12 protein-coding genes are annotated in these 14,880 nt (G+C 43.8%); 7 read left to right on the top strand and 5 right to left on the bottom strand.

The genetic code is table 11. From position 1 onward, the window contains the following. Positions 1-808: 808 nt before the first annotated feature. Positions 809-2,683: an ABC transporter ATP-binding protein gene (locus B5D77_RS24650; RefSeq protein WP_106909848.1), complete on the top strand. Its 1,875-nt coding sequence runs from the start codon at positions 809-811 to the stop codon at positions 2,681-2,683. On the opposite strand, the gene B5D77_RS24645 is transcribed toward B5D77_RS24650, so the two are convergent. Further along, entirely contained in the window at positions 2,676-4,073 is a 1,398-nt protein-coding gene (locus B5D77_RS24645; RefSeq protein WP_008199970.1) for an amidase, read from the bottom strand. The genes B5D77_RS24650 and B5D77_RS24645 overlap by 8 nt on opposite strands. A gap of 136 nt (positions 4,074-4,209) precedes the next feature. Here B5D77_RS24645 and pyrR point away from each other — a divergent pair, with 136 nt between their 5' ends. The 3 genes from pyrR (at position 4,210) to corA (ending at position 7,409) form a co-directional block, all read left to right on the top strand. Then, a complete protein-coding gene (gene pyrR / locus B5D77_RS24640) occupies positions 4,210-4,743 on the top strand; it encodes a bifunctional pyr operon transcriptional regulator/uracil phosphoribosyltransferase PyrR (protein ID WP_008199968.1) in 534 nt (177 codons plus the stop codon). A 137-nt stretch (positions 4,744-4,880) separates the two neighbouring features. Further along, positions 4,881-6,158 (top strand): recombinase family protein, encoded by a 1,278-nt coding sequence (locus B5D77_RS24635; protein ID WP_106909847.1) that lies wholly within the window; start codon positions 4,881-4,883, stop codon positions 6,156-6,158. 90 nt (positions 6,159-6,248) lie between these two features. Next, positions 6,249-7,409, top strand: a complete 1,161-nt coding sequence (gene corA / locus B5D77_RS24630; protein ID WP_039899808.1) for a magnesium/cobalt transporter CorA — start codon at positions 6,249-6,251, stop codon at positions 7,407-7,409. 59 nt (positions 7,410-7,468) lie between these two features. On the opposite strand, the gene B5D77_RS26405 is transcribed toward corA, so the two are convergent. The 4 genes from B5D77_RS26405 to B5D77_RS24615 form a co-directional block, all read right to left on the bottom strand. After that, entirely contained in the window at positions 7,469-7,645 is a 177-nt protein-coding gene (locus B5D77_RS26405) for a hypothetical protein (protein WP_008199960.1), read from the bottom strand. Between the two features lie 600 nt (positions 7,646-8,245). After that, positions 8,246-8,755: a tetratricopeptide repeat protein gene (locus tag B5D77_RS24625; RefSeq protein WP_008199957.1), complete on the bottom strand. Its 510-nt coding sequence runs from the start codon at positions 8,753-8,755 to the stop codon at positions 8,246-8,248. A 108-nt stretch (positions 8,756-8,863) separates the two neighbouring features. Beyond that, positions 8,864-9,376 (bottom strand): hypothetical protein, encoded by a 513-nt coding sequence (locus B5D77_RS24620; RefSeq protein WP_008199954.1) that lies wholly within the window; start codon positions 9,374-9,376, stop codon positions 8,864-8,866. Between the two features lie 661 nt (positions 9,377-10,037). Further along, positions 10,038-10,523 (bottom strand): allophycocyanin subunit alpha-B, encoded by a 486-nt coding sequence (locus B5D77_RS24615; protein ID WP_008199947.1) that lies wholly within the window; start codon positions 10,521-10,523, stop codon positions 10,038-10,040. Positions 10,524-10,756: 233 nt separating this feature from the next. Between B5D77_RS24615 and B5D77_RS24610 the strand changes: the two genes are divergently transcribed. From B5D77_RS24610 to groL, 3 genes are all read left to right on the top strand, one after another. Further along, positions 10,757-11,542, top strand: coding sequence for a slipin family protein (locus B5D77_RS24610; protein ID WP_008199944.1), 786 nt, complete (start codon positions 10,757-10,759; stop codon positions 11,540-11,542). Positions 11,543-12,037: 495 nt separating this feature from the next. Continuing rightward, positions 12,038-12,349, top strand: coding sequence for a co-chaperone GroES (gene groES / locus B5D77_RS24605; RefSeq protein WP_002759486.1), 312 nt, complete (start codon positions 12,038-12,040; stop codon positions 12,347-12,349). A 46-nt stretch (positions 12,350-12,395) separates the two neighbouring features. Next, complete coding sequence (gene groL / locus B5D77_RS24600; RefSeq protein ID WP_002804201.1) at positions 12,396-14,021, top strand: chaperonin GroEL; 1,626 nt, start codon at positions 12,396-12,398, stop codon at positions 14,019-14,021. Positions 14,022-14,880: the final 859 nt, after the last annotated feature.

Below are 14,880 nucleotides of genomic sequence, written 5' to 3'. Positions count from 1 at the left end.
TACCAAGCGATGTACCACAAGAAGGATAATGCAAGGTTTTTGAAAGTCCCAATCCTATTTTCGCAGCATGAACATCGGACTTTAACAGGTCAAAAGCCTTATTTTAAAAGGGTTTTACCATTATTCAGCAAGCCCTATTTATCAGTCAATCGAATCTGTCTTTCTGTTTGTATTCTTTCTGCCTTTGTGTTTATCCTTAACTCTTATGGGATAACCAGACAACAAATTGTCTTGGTCTTCTTGTAGCTTAAAAAAAGCTGACCCTTAGCCAGTTTAGATCGGGTGCATCTCCATTTGGTCGAAATATCTATATTACATTGCGGGCGCACACAGTTCGATCAACTCACTGACCACGATGCGCCCCTACCATTGGGTAAATAATATTATTGTAGGGGCGAATTGCATTCGCCCTCTTTTGGGTAAATAATATTATTGTAGGGGCGAATTGCATTCGCCCTCTTTTAATAAGTAGGTAGGCACAATTATTTGTAGGATGGGTTAGCGGTAGCGTAACCCATGCGGGCGTTGGGTTTCATGCTTCAACCCAACCTACGTTCATTTTATATTTAATTCCACCCACCTACTTAACTGCTGCTGCTCGCCTATATGTGAGAGAAAGTCACAAAGATGAGATGCACCCGTTTAGATATACTTCAATCCTCAGAGAATTCATAGCTTTTCTCATCAAGAGGAAGTGTAACCTGATTGGGTAAGGAAAACTTCCCATCTCACCAATAAGATAACTGCTATATAGTTAAAATTGACAACTTAGGTTAAGATGATGCTAGGTTTCACCAGTTAAAGAGCTATGGATAACAAAGTTCTCGACGTTCGCCATCTCACCGTTGAATTTTCTAATCAGAAAAGAACAACAGTCGCAGTTAATAACATTAGTTTTAGCTTGCAGAAAGGTCAAGTTCTCGGTTGTGTGGGGGAGTCGGGTTCAGGAAAATCCGTCACCTCCCTTGCACTCATGGGACTGGTTCCCTCTCCGGGGAAAATTACCGGGGGAGAAATTTCCTTTCGTCCGGCAAAAAGTCCGTCAATGCAAGCAGTAGATTTATTATCTATTCCCCCGGAAGAATTGCGTTATTATCGCGGGGGAGAAATGGCGATGATTTTCCAAGAACCCATGAGTTCTCTTAATCCAGTCTATAACATCGGTTTTCAACTTACCGAAGCAATTTTACTGCATCAAAAAGTCACCACTGAACAGGCAAAAAATCAAGCCATCTCTCTACTGCAAGAAGTGCGCTTATTACCCAGTGATCAACAGTTAGAGGAGAAGTATATAGAAACTTTTCCCTTAGAAAATAAGGGTCATGTCAGAGAAAAAATTAGAACTTATATTCAGGAACAAAAAGAGGCAATTCTCAAGCGTTATCCTCACGAATTATCGGGGGGACAATTACAAAGGGTAATGATTGCCATGGCGATTTCTTGTAATCCTACCCTATTAATTGCCGATGAACCAACCACCGCTTTGGATGTGACTGTCCAAGCAGAAATATTAAGATTATTACGCGATTTGTGTAAAAGCGATCGAGAAATGTCAATGGTTTTTATCTCCCACGATTTAGGAGTTATTAACGAAATTGCCGATCAAATTGTCGTGATGTATCAAGGAGAAATTGTCGAACAGGGACCGAAAGAAGAAGTATTAAATTATCCCCAACATCCCTACACAAAAGGTTTACTTGCCTGTCGTCCCCGCTTAAACTCTCGTCCAGAAAAATTGCCCACCGTCAGCGATTTTTTACGAGTGGAAAAAGACTCTCAAGGTAAGATTATTGAATTACAGGAAATTACTCCACCAGCAGTTAAATTTATTACTCTCCAGGAGGAAGAAAGCAGAATCGAAGGGTTACAAGATCACGAGAATATTTTATCGGTAGAAAATTTATCGGTTAGATTTCCAGTTAAGGGAGTTTTCGGGCAAGTAAAGACCTTTTTTAATGCCGTAGATCACGTCAGTTTTGCCGTTAAACAGGGGGAAACCCTCGGTTTAGTCGGTGAGTCTGGCTGCGGAAAATCTACCTTAGCAAGGACAATTCTGCGCTTAATTCCTGCTACTTCTGGAAATATCTATTTCCGAGGAGAAAATCTCGCTAAATTAAACCCCAGCGATCCAAAATTAAGACTACTGAGACGGGAATTACAGATAGTTTTTCAGAATCCCTACAACTCCCTTAATCCCCGTTTATCCATCGGTAAAGCAATTTTAGAACCGATGGTTATTCATCATACCGGCGGCAATTCCCAAAAGCGACGGCAACGAGTAGAATATTTATTAGAACGAGTTAAACTTGATCCTACTTGGTTCGATCGCTATCCCCATCAATTATCGGGAGGACAACGACAAAGGGTGTGTATTGCTCGCGCTTTAGCCTTAAATCCTCAGTTTATTATCTGTGATGAATCTGTCTCTGCTTTAGATGTTTCCGTGCAAGCGGGAGTCTTAAATTTACTCAAAGAATTACAGCAGGAATTTAATCTCACTTATATCTTTATTTCCCACGATTTAAGTGTTGTCAGATTTATGAGCGATCGGATTATGGTGATGAATAAAGGTAAAATTGAGGAAATGGGTACAGCTAACCAAATTATTAACTCTCCCCAAAGTGATTACACGCGTAAACTTATCGCTTCTATTCCCCAATTTACCGAAAGTATTGCTAGTTAAAATTAGCCCTCAAACCGAAAGGATTAGCTGCCTCTAATTGTGCCGATAAACCTAACAAAGTGATTTCATCAGCAGGTTTGCCCACTAACTGAATTCCCACGGGTAAACCCTGACTATCAACCCCTGTGGGTAAAGCAATCGCGGGTAAACCACTCGCATTAGCAATGGGGGAAGGGGCAATCCAAGCAATCATCTTATTAACCGCTTCTTCCGGTGGTAAATTTTCCCACTCAGCAATTCCGGGGGGTTGATGTAGGAAAATGGGCAAAAGTAAGACATCAAAATTATCAAACATCGCCACAATTTGCCGCGAAATAACGTGCATCTGCCGCACCGCTTGCAGGTATTCCCCCGCGCTGCCAGAATTCTCTAATAACCATTGGTTAAGGGGACTTAATAACTCCTTCGGAATTCCCGTCGCTGCCGTCCCCGCTTGCCAAATACGCCGAAAAGGAGCGATTAAAGCCTGTAAATCGGGAGAATACTCCGTTAAATGATGCCCCATACCCTCTAAAATTTTAGCCGTCTCGATCACAGCATTTTTATAGACGGCAGCCGCCTCGCCGAAGGGGGATATGGAAGTAGAAAAAGCGATTCTCAGGGGTTTTACGCCTCTCTGAGTGGCTTCTAGGAAAGAAAAGGGCGGATCGGGTAGCCAGTAGGGATCGCCCGTCGTATAGCCCGAAATCACGGTAAGCAGCGCCGCCCCATCTGCCACCGTCTTAGAAAGAGTGCCGTTAGTGGCGATACCGCTTTGAAATTCCCCCACCGGGGCATAGGAAACGCGCCCACGACTGGGTTTTATCCCCACCAAACCGCAACAACCCGCCGGAGTACGAATAGACCCACCACCGTCGGAACCCTGGGCAATCGGGCAGAAACCCGCCGCTACCGCCGCCGCCGCGCCGCCACTGGAACCTCCTGCGGTATAATCGCGGTTGAAGGGGTTACGAGTCGGCAAAAAACCCGGATTTTCGGTGTAGGGAAAGGAACCTAGCTGGGAAGTGGCAGTTTTGCCCAGAAGGATAAAACCCGCCATTTTCATTCTGGCGACGATTCCTTCGTCGTATTGGGCGATATTTCCCTGTAAAGCGGCGACTCCGTAACTAACCGGCATTCCAGCGACGGCATTTAAGTCCTTAATGGCGGTGGGAACTCCAAAAAAAGTCGGTAATTCGGCAGTAGCGGTGATTTGACTTAATTGTTCCGTTTGGGCGCTCGCAGTTGCTAGGGCGCTTTCCCCGGCGACATGGACAAAACTACCGATTTGACTGTCAAATTTCTCAATTCTGTCAAGGTATAAATGGGTTAATTCTAGGGGGGAGATTTGTTTAGTGCGAATCAGTTGGGCTAATTCTAGGGCAGATTTTTGCAATAATTCATCACTCATGAGCGATCAAGTTAAAATAGGTAAGTGAAAATAATTATATTCCTTAGTGGGAAGATGGTTTTAAAAGAAAAAAGAAAAAGAAAAAAAAAGTCCATTGCCGTCAAAATTTCCCTATCCCCCCTTGTCTTTGAAAATTATGCGCCCACAGTTAATTGAAATTCTCTCGGCTGACGAAATTCGTCGCACCATTACCCGTTTAGCTTCCGAAGTTATCGAAAAAAGTGGCGATTTAAATAACTTGATTTTGATCGGTATCTACACGCGAGGAGTGCCTTTAGCTAATTTAATTGCTAGTCAAATTGAGAGCCTAGAAGGGGTAAAAGTTCCCGTGGGAGCGATCGATATTACCTTCTATCGCGATGATCTTGATCGCATTAAAACCCGCACTCCTGCTAAAACCAAAATGCCCCTAGATGTCACGGGTAAAACCGTGATTTTAGTTGATGATGTTATCTATAAAGGCCGCACGATCCGCGCCGCTTTTAATGCTATTATTGAGTATGGCAGACCGCAAAAAATCCGCTTATTAGTCCTCGTTGATCGTGGTCATCGGGAATTACCAATTCACCCGGATTTTACCGGCAAAAAACTCCCCACCGCAGCCGAGGAACAGGTAAGAGTTTATCTACAGGAGATTGACGGCAAAGATGGGGTGGAATTAATCAAATAAACCGGAGTTAAGACGATGATCATTTTAGCTTCCAATCCTGGGATTCCTGCTCATAAGCGCTTGGAAGTGGAGAGGCTAATTGATAAAAATCAAGGCCTTTTCAGGAGTGCTGATCGTGATTTTCCACCCTTAATCCCATGAAAATTATCGCCTACACCTATACCAATCCCCTCCTCGATAGTCCCCCCGATAGCTCGATTTGGGCCTATTCTCCCGAACAAGTGTATCAGGATTTTGGCGATCGCTCACAACGGCAGCAACTGCTCCGCGATTGTCAAGGAACTCCCCCCCGACTACTGATCCTACGTCGCCTAGCAGAATTGGGAGACAATGGCACAGAAGTTAGCAAAATTTTACAATCCTTAGAAGCCCTCGACATAGATATAATTGCCCTAGAAGACCCAGACTATAAGCTAAATTTTGCCAAGATTCTGCAAGAAATATCAAAAAACGAACTAAGTAATCGTTTAAAAGCAGGTCACGCTCACAATCGTCTGCAAGCTTTGCCTCCCCCCGGAAAAGCTCCCTACGGTTATCGTCGTGGCAAGGAGCGTTATATACTCGATCGCAGTACCGCGCCGGTAGTCAAAGACTTTTTCGATCGCTTTTTGATTTCCGCTTCCCTGCGTTCCACGGTGCGCTATCTAGAAAAACGCTACGGTAAAAAGATATCGGTAGCTACTGCCCATAAATGGCTGACTAATCCCGTTTATCGCGGTGATTTGTGCTATCTCGGTCAAGATATTATCCCCGATACCCACACCCCGATTATCTCCCGGGAAGAAGCAGCCCAGATCGATCGCATCTTGAGAAATAATCGCAAATTACCCCCCCGCAGTGCCAGCGCGCCGCGTTCCTTAGCGGGTTTAGTCGTCTGTAGTCAATGTCAATCGGGGATGACGATTACCAAAGTGACGGCGCGAGGAAAGGGCCTAGAATACCTCTATTTGCGACCTTTGCAATGTCCCCGGACGAAAAAATGTTCAGCGATCGCTTATGAGAAAATTCTAGATAGCACAATCGAGCGCATTTGTCAAGACCTACCACCGACGATCGCTCAGATAGCTTTACCGGATTTAGAGGCGATCAAACGGGGAATGAGCGAGGAAATAGGGCAAAAAAACGATATTTTGTCGCAATTGTCCTCCCTAGAAGCGGCGGGAATTTTAGATCGAGAAACGGCTAATCTACGGGCCTATAAACTGAAAAACGAGATCGCGCAGATTCAAGGACGTTTAGACCAATTACCCCCCGATAACCTGACTATTATCGCTCGTGCCGTTGCTTTTCCGCAATTTTGGCGAGATTTATCGGAAATCGAGCGCCGTTTTTATTTTCGCGAGTTTATCCGTCGCATCGAAATAGAGAGGGAAACGGCTAATAATTGGCATTTACGTTTAATCTTCGTTTTTTAACAATCTTGGACAATCTTAAAGTTAGCTAAAAATTGAGGAATCTTTGAGTGATCAATGCTAAGAAAAGGCCAACAGCGATCGATCTCGACTATGAGCAATAACAAAAGATTAACTAGGTATAAAAAAGGGCGAAAATCCTCCGAGACAAAACCCCACCTTTATGATTATCACTATAACCAACCCGGGACGATGCCGGGGTTAATCACCATCGATGAAAATGCCGTTGCTACCGAGATATCTTTAATTAATTATAACTCTCAACAAGCCACTATAGTTAATAATCTCTTACCTCAAGACTGTCTTAAATATTTATCCAATGATTCCATCTCTTGGGTTGATATCGTCGGTTTGGGTAATGAAGATAAACTGCAAGAGTTGGGAGAAATTTTTCATTTACATCCCCTAACCCTGGAGGATATAGTCAGTATTCCCCAAAGACCAAAAGTAGAAGAATGCGAGAATTATATTTTAATTATAGTGCCAATGGCCATCCTGATCGATCATCAGGGTTTTTTGCTAGAACAAATCAGTTTAATCGTCGGCAAGAATTATGTTTTAACCGTGCAGGAAGAAGGACAATACGATTCTTTAGAGGGAGTTAGGGAAAGAATCCGTTTAAATAAAGGTTCCATCCGGCAGCAAAAATCGGGTTATTTAGCCTACTCGATTTGGGATGCCATTATTGACGGTTATTTTCCCGTTTTAGAGTCCTACGGAGAAAGAATCGAGGAGCTAGAAAACGAAATTTTAGCCAGTCCCACGGAACAGACTTTATCAAAAATTTACCAACTACGTCAGGAATTACTCTCCCTGCGACGGGCAATTTGGCCGCAAAGAGACACCCTCAATGCCCTTTTACGCGATGAGTACATTGTCATCGATACAACGATTAAACCCTATCTAAGGGACTGTTATGACCATGTGGTACAAATCCTCGATGTTATCGAAAATTACCGGGAATTTGCCAATGGTTTAATGGATTTTTACTTGTCTTCCGTGAGTAATAAAATGAACGAGATTATGAAAACTTTAACGGTAATCTCGACGATTTTTATCCCTCTCACCTTCATTGTCGGTATTTACGGCATGAACTTTAATACTGATAAATCCCCCTATAATATGCCCGAATTAGAATGGTATTGGGGCTATGTATTCGTCTGGGTGTTGATGCTAACCGTTGCTTTCAGTTTAATCATTTTCTTTTGGCGACGCGGCTGGTTTAAGAACCTATCGACAGTGAAGAAAAGATAAACTGTTAAGCAGATTAGATAAACCGGATTGCAGGGCCGGCATCTAGCAAGAGAAAATGGCTATTGCAGAGAAATCAATAATTTAGTGTCGGCGGTATTTTTTAACACTTTCAGTTGATGGCTTCTAATTTTGTCCAACCAACTATAGTGCTGGTTGCGACATTGATAGACGATATCGATGTCACCAATCTCTGACTTAACCTGAGCTAAGTAGTTTTCTAGTTCGCTAATTTTCATAACCTATCTCGCTTGCGCTGAAGGACATCAACCCTAAACCAAGAATTATCCCTAAAGGATAGGGGTGACTACAGTTACTATTATAGGCCGATCATAATTCTTAAAAAAGTTCTTATCTAACAAAGTGAGCTAATGTCAGGGTTAGATGATAGGCTGCCCGGCTCTTCTAGGTTCTGTGTGATAAGTTTAATTGACATAGGATCGATCGATCTTTGTGTCCTTTGTGTCTTTGTGGTTCGTTCCACCCCCTCGCTCTTGAGAAATGTATCTTAGAATACATTTTACCCACCAAAGCTGGGAGAGCCGCTGCCCGCAAATTTAAATTGCTTGTTGAGATGAGGCACTCTTGCAAGAGGCAAGAATCCCCCCGATGTCGGGGGGGTTGGGGGGGCGGGGGAGATTCAGCTAATCTAAGGATAGGCGTTTAGAATGCGTCCTAGCTTATTGGGGCAGCGCCATCCCTAGGCAAACGGGCTAATTTACCGAAGAAACGCCGCAGTAATGCCCAAGCAATGCCGATAATTGCGCCAAGTCAAGAAATAAAAAATTCTCGATATTGTCTTTTAGTTCCCCCAGCTTCGATAATTAATTCTTTTTTCATTACTTTTTAGGTTCTGGGGTTTGCTGTTGGGAAGCTGCCGCAATCGCTTGATTTAAGCGAGTTAATTCTTCTTTAAATTTTGGTTCTTGGGGATAGTCTTTGACTAATTTTTCTAGGAGACTTTTCGCCCCAGAAACGTCTTGAGTTTGTAATCTTGTTCCATAAAGAACCAGCATAACTTCCAGATTGTCGGGATATTTTTGATATAACTTTTCTAAAGGTTCTCTGGCTCCGATAAAATCTTTTAACTGTAGGCGAGCTTCCGCCAGTCCTTGCAAAGCAGTGGGGTTATCCGGTTCACGTTCGAGAATTTTCTCGTAACCTTTGACCATTGCTGCTAATTTTTCGGGAGGAATAGTTGCCTCTTGCCCTGGTTGACTGCCTTGGGTAGAATTAGAATTATTATTTTTCAGTAAACCTAAAGTTGGCACCACCATTAAAGCCAGAAATACTAAACCAGAGGAAACAATTAAGACTCGTTTGAGGGTATCGTTATTTTTTTTTGGCATACTTTTTAACAATTAGAGATAAGCAATTTTGTAGGGTGCGTGTTGGCGGCGATAACCTTGGCATGAAAAACCAAAATTAGTAATCCGCACCCCACGCACCAGATAAGATTAATCAGTAGTAACTCGATGAAATTCTTGACCCCAAAGATTATAAGCCCAAATGCCCAAGCCAAAACTACCTAAGCAGAGGATGGTGATCATCAGGAAAACTTGCCACCTATTGTAACCTGCTTCCTGAAGTTCTAGACGACCGAGGATAGTAGCAGCTAATAGGATTAACACTCGACTAAATACCGCCCACTTGTGGAAGATAAAGACTACCGCCAAAGACCAGCCGAGAATTGATAATACAGCGCTAATATCGTTTTTAAACCAACTGCGGAAAAATAGCGGCATTAAGTGACTAAACAAAGTTAATCCTAGGGCAATTGAGAGGATAACCCCCACCGCTAGGGTATAGATGATGATTTCTAGCCATTCGCTAGTGAGAGTCCAATTCATTTCATCACCGCGGACAACTAACCAATCACTCCATGATAAACGCTCATGGGCGATCGACCAGCCAAACACCCCATAGACCGATGGAATCAGAAAAGTAAGTAGTATAATGCGCCAAAACATAATCAGTTATCAGTTATCAGTTATCAGTTATCAGTTTTGAGTATTAAGTGAGCAGTAAGTAGTCATGCAAAATTAATTTCCCAGTCGAGACAGGAGACAGGAGACAGGAGACAGGAGACGGGAGACGGGATCAGATTTGAGTTTTTAGTTCACTGTTTACTGATCACAGCAAAAAGCTGACGGAGTAACTGCTGACGGTTTGGATGTGTAATTAATTTTGCTTAGGTACTTATGTATTAAGCAAGCAGTATTAAATGGCAGTTTCCTACTTTCTTTTCACTGTTTACTGATTACTGATTACTGTTTACTGATCACTGAAAATGGCAGTTTCCTACTTTCTTTTCACTGTTTACTGATTACTGATTACTGTTTACTGATCACTGAAAATGGCAGTTTCCTACTTTCTTTTCACTGTTTACTGATTACTGTTTACTGATCACTGATCACTGAAAATGGCAGTTTCCTACTTTCTTTTCACTGTTTACTGATTACTGTTTACTGATCACTGATCACTGAAAATGGCAGTTTCCTACTGTCTTTTCACTGTTTACTGATTACTGATTACTGTTTACTGATCACTGAAAAAAGTCAAGCCTGAACCCTGAAAGAGGGGAAAATTGCCCCTTTTCAGACTTCAGACCCTTGGGATTGTCCCGATCGCTTAGGACATATACTGGATGATAAAGTCGAAGTAGGGAGCTGCTTCCACGGCATCCTCTTGAGTCAAAAGAGCTAAAGCGGCCTCTTTGAGACAACGAATCGCCTCCACCATGCCGGGGACGGGAACATTAAGAGAGTTATACATCTCTTTGACCCCGATCAGGCCGGTTTGTTCGATCGGTCCTTTATCTCCGGCTAATACCCCATAGGTAACTAGACGCAGATACCAACCATAATCGCGCAAGCATTGATTATATTGACGCTGACCGTAGGCATTACCCCCCGGCGCTCTATAATCGGGACGTTTCTTGAACAGTTGTTTTTGAGCCTGATCGACGATTTTTTTCTCATTTTCAGCGAGAGTCTCGGCAATGCGAATTCTCTGCTCACCGGTTTTTAAAAATTGCCCGATACCCTGTAGTTCACCACTACTAGGATAACGAAGTTCGTCGTCGGCTTTGAGGATGACTTGGCTAACTACGCTCATAATATCAAGGTAAATTCTGATAACATTCTGTAGTTTATCTCAGGTCGGGGTCTGGAAGTCGAGTCATCTCTGCTGGTTAGGCAATTCCTAAAAATCTGTAATATTTCGTCATGAGTTTCCCCGACAGCCCGGTTAATCTCTAGAATGAATGTATTAGTGGTCAGGAGCGAGGAGATTGTCCTTGAGATCTCACCGCGCACCGATTAACTTGAACCCGATAACTGGTAATTAATATGGAATTTTTAGCACCCTTGCTGTTGATAGCCGGCATTCTGGGGTTAAATGGCTTTAAAATCGATCGAGAATACCAGCGTGGTGTTATCTTTCGCCTAGGACGTTATCAAGACACCAAAGGCCCCGGACTGTACTGGATCATTCCCCTAGTTGACCAAAAAATGCAGCTGGATATTCGCACCAAAACCGTTGATATTGCCCCGCAAGAAACTGTCACCGCCGATAATGTCACAATTAAGGTTAATGCGGTTCTCTACTATCGCATTATCGACCCTAGCAAAGCGATTAATAAAGTCGAATCCTATCCCGCGGCCGTTTATCAAGCGGCCATGACCACTTTAAGAAATGTAGTTGGTCAAAATCATCTCGATGATGTCTTGCAAAAACGAGACAAAATTAACCATGCAGTCCAACAAATTGTCGATGAAATTAGCGAACCCTGGGGCATCGATATCGAACGGGTGGAGATGAAAGATGTGGAAATTCCCACCGGTATGCAGCGGGCCATGGCCAAGGAAGCGGAAGCATTGCGAGAAAAACGCGCCCGTTTGATTAAAGCTGCCGCAGAACAGGAAGCCTCCCTAAAATTAGCGGAAGCTTCCCGATTAATCATGGAAAATCCCGCCGCTTTGGAATTACGCCGCCTACAAATGTTAACGGAAATTGGAGCGGAAAATAACACCAGTACCGTGATTATGCTCCCCTCCGATATCTTAAATCTCGCTCAAAAATTAACCGAAAAACCATCACAAAATGGCTCAATTGTCAATAGCCAAAAAGGTTAATTTTTAATAATAAAGATTGGTTGTGTTGGTCTCTTTGCTAGAACACCGATTCAGTAATAGCTCACTGAGTAAAAATACTTGGTTTAAATTGAAAAACCAAAATTAATCTGGATGTCCCAGAGCCAAGTTTATTGGCGTAAATTTTACGCCAATAAACTTCTAATTCCTTTCATGAATTAATCAATTTATTGTCAAGAGAAGTGGGAGCAAGATAGTTGACTTAAAAGGTGCTATGTTAGCTCACTTTCTCCTCGTGGTGTATCCCCATTCGAGCTAAAATATGAAGGTTATGGACAACCGCACTCCGACGCAAAAGGAAAACTTTGTACCTCACCATTAAGATAACTGCTATGGCTTAACACCATAGTTCGGAAACCCGTACCGATCGAGCCGTTGTCAGGGGTCCTTGTATTTCGGTAAATTAGCACTCGGAAGGTAAGAGTGCTAATCTGGAAAAAGCACTTACCCAAATACAAGACAAACGGAGGATATTCCATGGCTGCAGTCAGCATCAACGTAACAACTGTTAAACCCCTAGGCGATCGAGTTTTCGTCAAAGTTAGCCCCAGCGAAGAAAAAACCGCCGGTGGTATTTTCCTTCCCGACGCCGCGCAAGAAAAACCCCAAATCGGGGAAGTTGTGGCCGCCGGGGCTGGCAAACGCAACGATGACGGTAGCCGCACCCCTGTAGAAGTAGGTGTGGGTGACAAAGTTCTCTACTCCAAATATGCCGGAACCGATATCAAACTTGGTGGCGAAGAATACGTTCTCCTCTCCGAAAAAGACATTCTCGCCGTCGTTTCCTAATCATCTACCCTTGAAAACCCCTATTTTGCACGAATAACGAGACATTATGGCTAAATCTATTATCTACAACGAAGATGCCCGTCGCGCCTTAGAAAAAGGCATGGATCTTCTGGCCGAAGCGGTAGCTGTCACCCTTGGCCCCAAAGGTCGTAACGTCGTCCTCGAAAAGAAATTTGGCGCACCCCAAATCGTCAATGATGGCATCACCATCGCTAAAGAAATCGAACTGGAAGACCATATCGAGAACACTGGTGTGGCTTTAATTCGCCAAGCCGCCTCAAAAACCAACGATGTAGCGGGTGATGGTACAACTACCGCCACCGTTCTCGCCCACGCTATCGTTAAAGAAGGTTTACGCAACGTCGCCGCCGGTGCTAACCCGATTTCTCTGAAAAAAGGTATCGATAAAGCTGCCGATTTCCTCGTCAGTCAAATCGCCAAACACGCGAAACCCGTAGAAGACTCCAAAGCGATCGCACAAGTGGGCGCTATCTCTGCTGGTAACGATGATGAAGTCGGTCAAATGATCGCCTCGGCCATGGATAAAGTCGGCAAAGAAGGCGTAATTTCCCTAGAAGAAGGGAAATCGATGACCACCGAACTAGAAATCACCGAAGGGATGCGTTTTGACAAAGGTTATATCTCTCCCTACTTTGTCACCGACACCGAGCGCATGGAATGCGTTTTTGAGGATCCCGCTATTCTGATTACCGACAAAAAAATCGGTTTAGTACAGGATTTGGTTCCCATTCTCGAACAAGTTGCCCGTCAAGGTAAACCCCTAGTAATTATCGCCGAAGACATTGAAAAAGAAGCTTTGGCAACCCTAGTGGTTAACCGTCTGCGCGGTGTTCTCAACGTCACTGCGGTGAAAGCTCCCGGATTTGGCGATCGCAGAAAAGCGATGTTAGAAGATATCGCCGTCTTAACTGGTGGTCAAGTAATCAGCGAAGATGCGGGTTTAAAACTGGAAACCACTAAAATTGACAGCTTAGGTACGGCCCGCCGTATCACTATGAACAAAGATACCACCACCATCGTCGCCGAAGGCAACGACGTGGCAGTGAAAACCCGTTGTGAGCAAATTCGCCGTCAAATCGAGGAAACTGATTCTTCCTACGATAAAGAAAAACTGCAAGAACGTCTAGCTAAATTAGCCGGCGGTGTGGCAGTGATTAAAGTCGGTGCCGCTACCGAAACGGAAATGAAAGACCGCAAATTGCGCCTAGAAGACGCAATTAACGCCACTAAAGCAGCCGTAGAAGAAGGTATCGTCCCCGGGGGTGGTACTACTTTGGCTCACTTGGCTCCCCAATTGGAAACCTGGGCCAAAGAAACCCTACACCATGAAGAATTAACCGGTGCTTTAATCGTTTCTCGCGCCATTGCTGCCCCCTTAAAACGGATCGCTGAAAATGCCGGCCAAAACGGTGCAGTTATTGCCGAACGGGTGAAAGAGAAGCCCTTTAATGTCGGTTATAATGCCGCTACCGGTGAGTTCTCCGATATGTTTGAGGCGGGTATCGTTGACCCCGCTAAAGTGACTCGTTCTGCCCTACAAAATGCCGCTTCTATCGCCGGTATGGTTTTAACTACCGAGTGTATTGTTGTGGATAAACCGGAAAAAGAAAAATCCGCTCCTCCCGCCGGCGGTGGTGACTTCGACTATTAATAATTAGTCTGTTTTTTCTTGACTCGATCGCTTAATTGCGATCGAGTTTTTTTTGATGAAAAAACATCTTTTTGCATGAGTACATGAGTAGAAAACGGGTTTCTCGGAGAAACCCGTTTTCTGTGCGTTACTCAGAGGGGCGAAGCATTCGGGCAATAACCTATCGGTGAAACTGGAGATTTTCTATCCGAATGCTTCGCCCGTACTTTTTGCCGCAAACCCTACTTATGAGGAAAGGCAAAAGGGGCAATAGATAATCAGCTTTTAATAACCGTATTTAGAGGATTTATGTCGGGTTTCGTTGCCTCAACCCGACCTACGAATTTACTATACTAATTTTTCCGTGATATTTGTCAGGATAATTTCTAGGGAATCGGTAACGGGGGATTGACTCATGAATTTCCGGGAACATTCGATCGCCTAGTAATATTGTAGCTGTAGGTTGGGTTGAACGATAGTGAAACCCAACAACCGAGGATTTATGTCGGGTTTCGTTGCCTCAACCCGACCTACGAATTTACTTGGAACGACCAGAAACTGGGGCATTGGATCACAGTAGTGTAGTTTTAGGTTAATACCTGTAGGTTGGGTTGAACGATAGTGAAACCCAACAACCGAGGATTTATGTCGGGTTTCGTTGCCTCAACCCGACCTACGAATTTACTTGGAACGACCAGAAACTGGGGCATTGGATCACAGTAGTGTAGTTTTAGGTTAATACCTGTAGGTTGGGTTGAACGATAGTGAAACCCAACAACCGAGGATTTATGTCGGGTTTCGTTGCCTCAACCCGACCTACGAATTTACTTGGCACGACCAGAAACTGCCCGATGTTGCCTACCACTTTCTAGCCATTTTG

The organism is Microcystis sp. MC19, from assembly GCF_003019735.1.
Taxonomy (GTDB): domain Bacteria; phylum Cyanobacteriota; class Cyanobacteriia; order Cyanobacteriales; family Microcystaceae; genus Microcystis.
The sequence above is the reverse complement of the archived record's forward strand: the minus strand, read 5'-3'. Positions and strand labels throughout refer to the sequence as shown.

What these genes read in the sequence shown, in the direction of transcription:
- corA (WP_039899808.1), top strand. Translation starts at nt 6,249, where the DNA reads ATGAGCAATAACAAAAGATTAACTAGGTATAAAAAAGGGCGAAAATCC.
- B5D77_RS24620 (WP_008199954.1), bottom strand. Translation starts at nt 9,376, where the DNA reads ATGTTTTGGCGCATTATACTACTTACTTTTCTGATTCCATCGGTCTAT.
- B5D77_RS24625 (WP_008199957.1), bottom strand. Translation starts at nt 8,755, where the DNA reads ATGCCAAAAAAAAATAACGATACCCTCAAACGAGTCTTAATTGTTTCC.
- B5D77_RS24635 (WP_106909847.1), top strand. Translation starts at nt 4,881, where the DNA reads ATGAAAATTATCGCCTACACCTATACCAATCCCCTCCTCGATAGTCCC.
- B5D77_RS24645 (WP_008199970.1), bottom strand. Translation starts at nt 4,073, where the DNA reads ATGAGTGATGAATTATTGCAAAAATCTGCCCTAGAATTAGCCCAACTG.
- B5D77_RS26405 (WP_008199960.1), bottom strand. Translation starts at nt 7,645, where the DNA reads ATGAAAATTAGCGAACTAGAAAACTACTTAGCTCAGGTTAAGTCAGAG.
- B5D77_RS24615 (WP_008199947.1), bottom strand. Translation starts at nt 10,523, where the DNA reads ATGAGCGTAGTTAGCCAAGTCATCCTCAAAGCCGACGACGAACTTCGT.
- pyrR (WP_008199968.1), top strand. Translation starts at nt 4,210, where the DNA reads ATGCGCCCACAGTTAATTGAAATTCTCTCGGCTGACGAAATTCGTCGC.
- B5D77_RS24650 (WP_106909848.1), top strand. Translation starts at nt 809, where the DNA reads ATGGATAACAAAGTTCTCGACGTTCGCCATCTCACCGTTGAATTTTCT.
- groES (WP_002759486.1), top strand. Translation starts at nt 12,038, where the DNA reads ATGGCTGCAGTCAGCATCAACGTAACAACTGTTAAACCCCTAGGCGAT.
- groL (WP_002804201.1), top strand. Translation starts at nt 12,396, where the DNA reads ATGGCTAAATCTATTATCTACAACGAAGATGCCCGTCGCGCCTTAGAA.
- B5D77_RS24610 (WP_008199944.1), top strand. Translation starts at nt 10,757, where the DNA reads ATGGAATTTTTAGCACCCTTGCTGTTGATAGCCGGCATTCTGGGGTTA.